The sequence below is a fragment of the Streptomyces sp. NPDC045778 genome (assembly GCF_056431945.1).
Map to the genome: position 1 here is coordinate 34,176 of NZ_JBWKJZ010000053.1, position 9,445 is coordinate 43,620.

General features: G+C 70.1%; 8 protein-coding genes. 6 read left to right on the forward strand and 2 right to left on the reverse strand.

The genetic code is table 11. From position 1 onward, the window contains the following. Nucleotides 1–298 precede the first annotated feature (298 nt). From AC07GB_RS37930 to AC07GB_RS37945, 4 genes are read left to right on the forward strand one after another with little or no spacing between them, the layout of a single operon-like run. A complete protein-coding gene (locus tag AC07GB_RS37930; RefSeq protein WP_478853784.1) occupies nucleotides 299–2,527 on the forward strand; it encodes a polyribonucleotide nucleotidyltransferase in 2,229 nt (742 codons plus the stop codon). Beyond that, nucleotides 2,524–3,903, forward strand: coding sequence for a M16 family metallopeptidase (locus AC07GB_RS37935; protein ID WP_478853786.1), 1,380 nt, complete (start codon nucleotides 2,524–2,526; stop codon nucleotides 3,901–3,903). The genes AC07GB_RS37930 and AC07GB_RS37935 overlap by 4 nt, the downstream gene beginning before the upstream one ends. Before the next feature lie 60 nt (nucleotides 3,904–3,963). Then, the gene (dapB, locus tag AC07GB_RS37940) at nucleotides 3,964–4,716 is read left to right on the forward strand and encodes a 4-hydroxy-tetrahydrodipicolinate reductase (RefSeq protein ID WP_478853788.1); all 753 of its coding nucleotides are present in this window, start codon (nucleotides 3,964–3,966) and stop codon (nucleotides 4,714–4,716) included. A gap of 14 nt (nucleotides 4,717–4,730) precedes the next feature. After that, nucleotides 4,731–5,183, forward strand: a complete 453-nt coding sequence (locus tag AC07GB_RS37945; RefSeq protein ID WP_478853790.1) for a tetratricopeptide repeat protein — start codon at nucleotides 4,731–4,733, stop codon at nucleotides 5,181–5,183. Between the two features lie 20 nt (nucleotides 5,184–5,203). Here the strand turns inward: AC07GB_RS37945 and AC07GB_RS37950 are convergent, their stop codons facing one another. Both AC07GB_RS37950 and AC07GB_RS37955 read right to left on the reverse strand, forming a co-directional pair. Continuing rightward, a complete protein-coding gene (locus AC07GB_RS37950) occupies nucleotides 5,204–5,764 on the reverse strand; it encodes a PH domain-containing protein (protein WP_478853792.1) in 561 nt (186 codons plus the stop codon). Between the two features lie 154 nt (nucleotides 5,765–5,918). Beyond that, a complete protein-coding gene (locus AC07GB_RS37955) occupies nucleotides 5,919–6,158 on the reverse strand; it encodes a hypothetical protein (RefSeq protein WP_478853794.1) in 240 nt (79 codons plus the stop codon). Between the two features lie 428 nt (nucleotides 6,159–6,586). Between AC07GB_RS37955 and dapA the strand changes: the two genes are divergently transcribed. Then, a complete protein-coding gene (dapA, locus tag AC07GB_RS37960; RefSeq protein ID WP_478853796.1) occupies nucleotides 6,587–7,486 on the forward strand; it encodes a 4-hydroxy-tetrahydrodipicolinate synthase in 900 nt (299 codons plus the stop codon). A gap of 129 nt (nucleotides 7,487–7,615) precedes the next feature. Next, a complete protein-coding gene (locus tag AC07GB_RS37965; RefSeq protein WP_478853798.1) occupies nucleotides 7,616–9,301 on the forward strand; it encodes a ribonuclease J in 1,686 nt (561 codons plus the stop codon). Nucleotides 9,302–9,445: the final 144 nt, after the last annotated feature.

Sequence of the window (9,445 nt, forward strand, 5' to 3'; positions counted from 1 at the left end):
CCAGCGCGCGGGCCCCGTCGCACGACCGCGGCCACCACCGCATAAGCGGGCACACCGCATAAGCGGCACACCGCACAAGCGGGCACAACCACATAAGGAGAAGCGCACCCAGCCGCCGCCGGTCCTCGGTAGTGGCCTCCGGGATACGCGAGTACGAGTCCCCGGGGGCTTCGATCGAAGACCGGCCCGCACCCAAGGCGCGCTTCTCCGCACCGCTCCCACGCCACACGGGCAGGGGCGGACCCCGGGCCACACGGGCCCAGGGGTGAAAAGACGCTACGTAACGGAGAAACCGCTAGTGGAGAACGAGACCCACTACGCCGAGGCCGTCATCGACAACGGCACCTTCGGCACCCGCACCATCCGCTTCGAGACGGGCCGCCTGGCCCGTCAGGCCGCCGGCTCCGCCGTCGCCTACCTGGACGACGACACGATGGTCCTCTCGGCCACCACCGCGTCCAAGAAGCCCAAGGACCAGCTCGACTTCTTCCCCCTGACGGTGGACGTCGAGGAGCGGATGTACGCGGCCGGCAAGATCCCCGGCTCCTTCTTCCGCCGGGAGGGCCGCCCCTCCGAGGACGCCATCCTCACCTGCCGCCTCATCGACCGCCCGCTGCGCCCGTCCTTCAAGAAGGGCCTGCGCAACGAGATCCAGGTCGTCGAGACGATCATGGCGCTCAACCCCGACCACCTGTACGACGTGGTCGCGATCAACGCCGCCTCCTGCTCCACGCAGCTCGCCGGCCTGCCCTTCTCGGGCCCGATCGGCGGCACGCGCGTGGCCCTCATCAAGGGCCAGTGGGTCGCCTTCCCGACGCACACCGAGCTTGAGGACGCCGTCTTCGACATGGTCGTCGCCGGTCGCGTCCTCGAGGACGGCGACGTCGCGATCATGATGGTCGAGGCCGAGGCCACCGAGAAGACCATCGAGCTGGTCAAGGGCGGCGCCGAGGCGCCGACCGAGGAGGTCGTCGCCGCCGGCCTCGAGGCCGCGAAGCCCTTCATCAAGGTCCTGTGCAAGGCCCAGTCGGACCTCGCCGCCAAGGCCGCCAAGCCCACCGGCGAGTTCCCGATCTTCCTCGACTACGAGGACGACGTGCTCGAGGCCCTCACGGCCGCCGTCAAGCCCGAGCTGGCCCAGGCGCTGACCATCGCGGGCAAGCAGGAGCGCGAGACCGAGCTGGACCGCGTCAAGGCGCTGGCCGGCGAAAAGCTGCTCCCGGAGTTCGAGGGCCGCGAGAAGGAGATCTCCGCCGCGTACCGCTCGCTGACCAAGGCCCTGGTCCGTGAGCGCGTCATCAAGGAGAAGAAGCGCATCGACGGCCGCGGTGTCACCGACATCCGCACCCTGGCCGCCGAGGTCGAGGCCATCCCGCGCGTGCACGGCTCCGCCCTGTTCGAGCGCGGCGAGACCCAGATCCTGGGCGTGACGACGCTGAACATGCTCCGGATGGAGCAGCAGCTCGACACCCTCTCCCCGGTGACGCGCAAGCGCTACATGCACAACTACAACTTCCCGCCGTACTCCACCGGCGAGACCGGCCGCGTCGGCTCCCCGAAGCGCCGCGAGATCGGCCACGGCGCCCTCGCCGAGCGCGCCCTCACGCCGGTGCTCCCGACGCGCGAGGAGTTCCCCTACGCGATCCGTCAGGTCTCCGAGGCCCTCGGGTCCAACGGCTCGACGTCCATGGGCTCCGTCTGCGCCTCCACCATGTCGATGCTGAACGCCGGTGTGCCCCTGAAGGCCCCGGTCGCCGGCATCGCCATGGGTCTGATCTCCCAGGAGATCGACGGCGAGACGCACTACGTCACCCTCACCGACATCCTCGGTGCGGAGGACGCCTTCGGCGACATGGACTTCAAGGTCGCCGGCACCAAGGAGTTCGTGACCGCCCTCCAGCTCGACACCAAGCTGGACGGCATCCCGGCCTCCGTCCTGGCCGCCGCCCTGAAGCAGGCCCGCGACGCCCGCCTGCACATCCTCGACGTGATGATGGAAGCGATCGACGTTCCGGACGAGATGTCCCCGAACGCGCCGCGGATCATCACCGTCAAGATCCCGGTGGACAAGATCGGTGAGGTCATCGGCCCGAAGGGCAAGATGATCAACCAGATCCAGGAGGACACCGGCGCCGACATCACGATCGAGGACGACGGCACCATCTACATCGGTGCCGCCGACGGCCCGGCCGCCGAGGCCGCCCGCGCCACGATCAACGGCATCGCCAACCCGACCATGCCGGAGGTCGGCGAGCGCTACCTGGGCACCGTCGTGAAGACGACGACCTTCGGCGCGTTCGTGTCGCTGCTCCCGGGCAAGGACGGTCTGCTGCACATCTCGCAGATCCGCAAGCTCGCCGGCGGCAAGCGCGTGGAGAACGTCGAGGACGTCCTCGGCGTGGGCCAGAAGGTCCAGGTCGAGATCGCCGAGATCGACTCCCGCGGCAAGCTCTCCCTGATCCCCGTCATCGAGGGTGAAGAGGGCGACGACAGCGCCACCGACAAGAAGGACGACACCGACAAGTGACGTCGCGTAGCACCACGACGACGGCCCGCCCCTCCTCGGAGGGGCGGGCCGTCGCCCGTACCCAAACTTTGATCAAGGGCCAGAACGGCATCGGCACGGTCCGCAAGACCACCCTCCCCGGCGGGCTGCGCGTCGTCACCGAGACCCTCCCGTCGGTCCGCTCGGCCACCTTCGGCATCTGGGCCCACGTCGGCTCCCGCGACGAGACGCCGTCCCTGAACGGCGCGACGCACTACCTGGAGCACCTCCTCTTCAAGGGCACCCGCGAGCGCAGCGCCCTGGACATCTCCTCCGCGATCGACGCCGTCGGCGGCGAGATGAACGCGTTCACGGCGAAGGAGTACACGTGCTACTACGCGCGCGTGCTCGACACCGACCTGCCGCTGGCCATCGACGTGGTCTGCGACATGCTCACCGGCTCGCTGATCCGCCAGGAGGACGTCGACGCCGAGCGCGGCGTCATCCTCGAAGAGATCGCGATGACGGAGGACGACCCGGGCGACTGCGTGCACGACCTGTTCGCGCACACGATGCTCGGCGACACCCCTCTCGGCCGTCCGGTCCTCGGCACGGTCGACACGATCAACGCCCTCACCGCGGACCGCATCCGCCGCTTCTACAAGCGGCACTACGACCCCACCCACCTGGTCGTCGCCGCCGCGGGCAACGTGGACCACCAGAAGGTCGTCCGCCAGGTCCGCGCCGCGTTCGAGAAGGCGGGCGCCCTCACACGCACCGACGCCACGCCCATCGCCCCGCGCGCGGGCGTGCGCCGCGTGCGCGCCTCGGGCCACGTCGAGGTCGTCGACCGCAGGACCGAGCAGGCCCACGTCATCCTCGGCATGCCGGGCCTGGCCCGCACCGACGAGCGCCGCTGGGCCATGGGCGTGCTGAACACCGCGCTCGGCGGCGGCATGTCCTCCCGCCTGTTCCAGGAGGTCCGCGAGAAGCGGGGCCTGGCCTACAGCGTGTACTCGTACACCTCGGCGTTCGCCGACGCCGGTCTGTTCGGCGTGTACGCGGGCTGTCGTCCCAGCCAGGTCCACGACGTCCTCAAGATCTGCCGGGACGAGCTGGACCACGTCGCCGAGCACGGCCTGACGGACGACGAGATCAGGCGCGCGATAGGCCAGCTCGCGGGCTCCACGGTCCTCGGCCTCGAGGACACCGGCGCGATCATGAACCGCATCGGCAAGAGCGAGCTGTGCTGGGGCGAGCAGATGTCGGTCGACGACATGCTGGCCAGGATCGCGGAGGTCACCCCGGACGAGGTGCGCGAGGTGGCCCGCGACATCCTGGGGCAGCGCCCTTCGCTCTCCGCGATAGGCCCGCTCAAGGACAAGCAGGCCGCCCGCCTGCACGAAGCGGTGGCCTAGGCCCGGGACTCCCGGACCCAGGTCCCGTCCGACTCAGAACTCGGTTAAGGAAACAGGCAGATGAGCAAGCTGCGCGTGGCGGTCATCGGCGCCAAGGGCCGGATCGGCTCCGAGGCCGTACGAGCCGTCGAGGCGGCCGACGACATGGAACTGGTGGCGGCCCTCGGCCGCGGCGACAAGCTGGAGGCGCTGGTCGAGGCCGGAGCCCAGGTCGCGGTCGAGCTGACCACGCCCGCTTCCGTGATGGGCAACCTCGACTTCTGCGTCCGGCACGGCATCCACGCCGTCGTCGGCACGACGGGCTGGAACGACGAGCGTCTCGCGCAGCTGCGCACCTGGCTTGACGCCTCCCCGGAGACCGGCGTGCTCATCGCGCCGAACTTCTCCATCGGCGCGGTCCTCACCATGAAGTTCGCACAGCTCGCGGCCCCGTACTTCGACTCCGTCGAGGTCGTCGAGCTGCACCACCCGCACAAGGCCGACGCCCCCAGCGGCACCGCCACGCGCACCGCCCAGCTCATCGCCGAGGCGCGCAGGGCCGCGGGCAGCGCCCCGCAGCCCGACGCCACGGAGACCGCCCTGGAGGGCGCCCGCGGCGCGGACGTCGACGGCGTCCGCGTGCACGCGGTGCGCCTGAACGGCCTCCTCGCCCACCAGGAGGTCCTGCTCGGCGGCGAGGGCGAGACCCTCACGATCCGCCACGACTCGCTGCACCACAGCAGCTTCATGCCGGGCATCCTCCTGGGCGCCCGCCGAGTCGTGGCGACCCCGGGCCTCACCTTCGGCCTGGAACACTTCCTGGACCTGGACTGAGCCGAGCCGAACCCATGCGCGCAAAGATCACCTACGCCGTCACGGCCGCCGTCCTGGTCGTCTACTTCGTCCTGGTCGGCAGCCGTGGCGTGCTGCTCATCCAGCACGGCACCGTGCTGACCGTGACCTTCGGGGTCGCGGTGCTCGTCCTGCCGGCCATCGGCCTGTGGTTCCTGTGGCAGAACACGCGCTTCGTCCAGCGGGCCAACCGGCTCGCGGCCGAGCTGGAGGCCGAAGGCGGCCTGCCCGTCGACGAGTTGAAGCGCACGCCCAGCGGACGCATCGACCGCGATTCCGCCGACGAGGTCTTCGCCCGGCGCAAGGCCGAGACGGAGGACACCCCGGACGACTGGCGCTGCTGGTTCCGCCTCGCCATCGCCTACCACGACGCCCGGGACACCCCCCGCGCGCGAAAGGCCATGCAGCGGGCCATCGCCCTGCACGAGGGCAGGCCGCTGAGCGTCTGACCGCCGTACGCCTACGACGTCTAGGCCGTACGGCTGTATTCGTCCGCCCACACCTCGATGGTGTCGGCGGCCCGGTCGAAGGCCGTGCGGCGCGCGAGGAAGTCCGCCCCGCGGTCGGTCAGCAGCGTCGCCCGCTCGTCCGCGGGCCGGTCGACGCGGACGAGCATCAGGGCCTGCCCCTGCACCGTGCGGGGAAGCCCGAGCCACCGCACGGGCTGCTGGATGGTGCGCACGGAGGCGATCCGCGCCCACGGCACGGTCCGGGTGCGGAAGAAGGTCACGTGCCGCAGGCCGTGGGCGCTGACCCAAGTGCCCGCGCGCAGCAGCCGCAGGGCGGCACAGATGACGAGGACGGCCACGCCCACGCAGACCCCTGCGCCCGCCAGGCCTCCGGCGAAGGCGATGATCACGGCGGCCACGAGGACGTACGAGGCGAGGAGCAGCAGCACCGCGGCGGCGGCAACGCGCCACGGGCCCGGGCGGTAAGGCCGGCGCCAGTGGTCGCGGTCGTCGAACGGGAGCGCGGCGTCCGTGGCCGCGTCGTCGAAAGCGCGGTCCGCGGTCAGGAAAGGCAGGGGCACGGCTGGTCCTCACTCACTCCACGCACGGGCTGTGCCCGGTGAGGCTATCGAGCCGTGCCCCCCGCTACCAGCGTTGGGGGCCCAAGGGGGTACCCGACGGGGCCAAGGGGGTGCCTCGGCGCCCGTCCGTGTCGTACGCGGTCCTCAAGAGCCGTCAGCGGCCCTCGGAGGCCTCGGACTGCTGGGTCTTGGCCGGTGACTGGTCGGGGGACATCGCGGGCACGCCGAAGAGCAGGGAGCCCACGAGACCGGCGACCACGGTGAGCCCGATGAGCGTGCGGCCCACGACCTGACCGGCCGTGGCGCGCTCACGGGGTGGGGGAGTGACATTGCTGCGGAACTTGTCGGCTTCGGCGATGAAGGCGAACGGAACGGGCTCTCGCCGACGGAACATGGGGCGCGCGTCTCCTCACGAGTCTCGAACGGAACTCTGCTACCTGGACAGACGCTCGAATCGGCCAAAAGGTGCCCGCTTTCAGCAAATTCGCCGAAGATTGTCATGAGGGGTCGCCGCACGGCCGATTGTCGGCCCGCGTCCTCTTCGTCGCCCACCCCCCTCGCTGTCGCGCCCCGCGCACCGTGTCCCGCTCCGGTGTCTCCGCCTCCTGGGCCGGGGCACGGTCGGCCCGGCACGGCACAGATGTGCGGACGAACCGACAGAAGTGTCCGTATTGCGGCATTTCTAGAAGTTCATCTAGCCTGATCAAACGGACCCGGCACTGCTTGAACCCCCGAGCAGGCAGTGCCGGGCTCCCTGAGTGTCAGACCCAGCACATCCCCCGAGGGGCGACCCCGCGCTGAGCAGCGAGTAGCGTGTTACCCATGGCTCCGACCTCGACTCCGCAGACCCCCTTCGGGCGGGTCCTCACCGCCATGGTCACGCCCTTCACGGCGGACGGCGCACTCGACCTCGACGGCGCGCAGCAGCTCGCCGCCCACCTGGTGGACGCAGGCAACGACGGCCTGATCGTCAACGGCACCACCGGCGAGTCCCCGACCACCAGCGACGCGGAGAAAAACGAGCTCGTACGGGCCGTACTCGAGGCGGTCGGTGACCGCGCCCACGTCGTCGCCGGCGTCGGCACCAACGACACCCGCCACAGCATCGAACTGGCCCGCGCCGCCCACGAGGCCGGCGCCCACGGCCTGCTGACCGTCACCCCGTACTACAACAAGCCCCCGCAGGACGGCCTCTACCGGCACTTCACCGCGATCGCGGACGCCACCGACCTGCCGGTGATGCTGTACGACATCCCGGGGCGCAGCGGCGTACCGATCAACACCGAAACGATCGTGCGTCTCGCCGAGCACCCGCGTATCGTCGCCAACAAGGACGCGAAGGGCGACCTCGGCCGCGCCAGCTGGGCCATCGCCCGCTCCGGCCTCGCCTGGTACTCCGGTGACGACATGCTCAACCTGCCGCTCCTCTCGGTCGGCGCCTGCGGCTTCGTCTCCGTCGTCGGCCACGTGGTCACCCCCGAGCTGCGCGCCCTCCTGGAGGCGCACCTCAACGGCGACGTGCAGAAAGCCACGGAGATCCACCAGAAGCTGCTTCCGGTCTTCACAGGCATGTTCCGTACGCAGGGAGTGATCACCACGAAGGCGGCGCTCACCCTGCAAGGGCGCCCCGCGGGACCGCTGCGGCTGCCGCTGGTCGAACTCTCCCCGGAGGAGACGGCCCAGCTCAAGATCGATCTTGCGGCCGGCGGGGTACAGCTCTAAACACAGACTTCACAACTCAATACGCAACACACCGCGGGCCAAGTGCCCGCACCTATAACTGCTACTGCACGAACGTCACGCGCGCCACGTGCCCTGGAGGTACGTGGCGCGCGTGGTGAGGAGAGTCTTTTGAGTCATCCGCATCCTGAACTCGGCGCCCCGCCGAAGCTCCCGAAGGGCGGCCTGCGGGTCACCCCGCTCGGCGGCCTCGGCGAGATCGGCCGGAACATGACGGTCTTCGAGTACGACGGGCGTCTGCTGATCGTCGACTGCGGAGTGCTCTTCCCCGAGGAGGAGCAGCCCGGAATCGACCTGATCCTGCCGGACTTCACGTCCATCCGTGACCGCCTCGACGACATCGAGGGCATCGTGCTCACGCACGGCCACGAGGACCACATCGGCGGTGTCCCCTTCCTCCTGCGCGAGAAGCCGGACATCCCGCTGATCGGCTCCAAGCTGACCCTCGCCCTGATCGAGGCGAAGCTCCAGGAGCACCGTATCCGTCCGTACACGCTCGAGGTCGCCGAGGGCGACCGGGAGCGCCTCGGCCCCTTCGACTGCGAGTTCGTCGCGGTCAACCACTCCATCCCGGACGCCCTCGCGGTCGCGATCCGCACCCCCGCGGGCATGGTCGTGCACACGGGCGACTTCAAGATGGACCAGCTCCCGCTGGACCGGCGCCTGACGGACCTGCACGCGTTCGCGCGGCTGAGCGAGGAGGGCATCGACCTTCTCCTCTCCGACTCCACGAACGCCGAGGTGCCGGGCTTCGTCCCGCCCGAGCGGGACATCTCGAACGTCCTGCGCCAGGTCTTCGCGGGCGCCCGCAAGCGCATCATCGTGGCGAGCTTCGCCAGCCACGTCCACCGCATCCAGCAGATTCTGGACGCGGCCCACGAGTACGGCCGCCGGGTCGCCTTCGTCGGCCGCTCGATGGTCCGGAACATGGGCATCGCCCGTGACCTCGGCTATCTGCGGGTGCCGCCGGGCCTGGTCGTGGACGTCAAGACGCTCGACGACCTGCCCGACCACGAGGTCGTCCTGGTCTGCACGGGTTCGCAGGGCGAGCCGATGGCGGCCCTGTCCCGCATGGCCAACCGGGACCACCAGATCCGCATCGTCTCGGGCGACACGGTGATCCTGGCGTCGTCGCTCATCCCGGGCAACGAGAACGCGGTCTACCGCGTGATCAACGGCCTCACCCGCTGGGGCGCGAACGTCGTCCACAAGGGCAACGCCAAGGTGCACGTCTCCGGCCACGCCTCGGCCGGCGAGCTGCTGTACTTCTACAACATCTGCAAGCCCAAGAACCTGATGCCGGTCCACGGCGAGTGGCGCCACCTGCGCGCCAACGCCGAGCTGGGCGCCCTCACCGGCGTCCCGCACGACCGCATCGTCATCGCCGAGGACGGCGTCGTCGTCGACCTCGTCGAGGGCAAGGCCAAGATCGTCGGCAAGGTCCAGGCGGGCTATGTGTACGTGGACGGCCTCTCGGTCGGCGACGTCACCGAGCCGGCGCTCAAGGACCGCCGGATCCTCGGCGAGGAAGGCATCATCTCGGTCTTCGTCGTCGTCGACTCGACGACCGGCAAGATCACCGGTGGCCCGCACATCCAGGCCCGCGGCTCGGGCATCGAGGACGCGGTCTTCAGCGAGGTCATCCCGCGGATCCAGGAAGTCCTGGAGAAGTCGGCCCAGGACGGCGTCGTCGAACCGCACCAGCTGCAGCAGCTCATCCGCCGCACGCTGGGCAAGTGGGTGTCGGACAACTACCGCCGCCGCCCGATGATCCTGCCCGTCGTCGTCGAGGTCTGAGGCCTCCGGGGCCTGTCCGCCCTGGCTGACGACGTGTGCTCCGGAGCGGGGGGGGGGGGGGGGGGTGGAGGGGGGCCCCCCCCCCCCCCGCTCCCTCTTTTCCCCATAGAGGAACCCCCCCCACACCCACCACACGGCATCGCC